The organism is Vibrio sp. 1978 (genome assembly GCF_033344345.1).
In genome coordinates, this window is the sequence record NZ_JAWPOP010000545.1 from 1 (window position 1) to 662 (window position 662).

Consider the following 662-nt stretch of genomic DNA (forward strand, 5'->3'; position numbering starts at 1 on the left):
AAAATCGCGGTACACAAGAAGTAAGTTGTGATGGACAAGTGTCGCTGCCAGTTTCTCCCGGCGATGAGATCCACATTTATCAAAGCCCAAATGTGCTCAAACTCATCCATCCGAAAGACTACAGCTACTATCACGTATTAAGGAACAAACTCGGTTGGTCTAGTAAGTTATTCTAGCTTTCATGAACACGAATTTAAGCCAGTTGCTGATTGCTGCTGGCTTTTTTCTTTTTTGGGATAACACGTAAAACCTTACTAATAAGGCGACGCAATATATCCTGCCGTTAAAACGAAATTTATAAACTTTGATCCTGTGTGCAAAGTTTAACTTATTCCAGAAAAGCAAATTGAATGGAGTATGTCGGGTGATATTCTCACCATGAATAGAGTATTAACTCTATTTCATAAAATCAATAAAGGACATACTATGAAAAAAACTATCATTCTGTCTGTTCTCAGTACATTAGCACTGATTGGCTGCCAATCTGAAGATACTAAAGTGACAAACGTATCTAATGCGCGTGCGGACGACATTACACAAACCAAACGGGAACTTGCTCAACAACTGAGCGAAAACTATACGGCAATTGAGCCAATGTTGAGAAGAGATATTACTGCTCAACAAACCAATGTTCCTGTCTCCTCTTTCATTGAGCAAAACCC

Annotated in this window: 1 protein-coding gene and 1 pseudogene; both read left to right on the top strand. The window is 39.0% G+C overall.

What is annotated here, in order from left to right:
• A pseudogene (gene ppnK, locus R8N49_RS27735) lies at positions 1 to 176 on the top strand (NAD(+) kinase); the annotation flags it as partial.
• A 250-nt stretch (positions 177 to 426) separates the two neighbouring features.
• Positions 427 to 662 (top strand): DUF3103 family protein (locus tag R8N49_RS27740; RefSeq protein WP_412034925.1); only part of this gene is annotated, 236 nt, incomplete at its 3' end.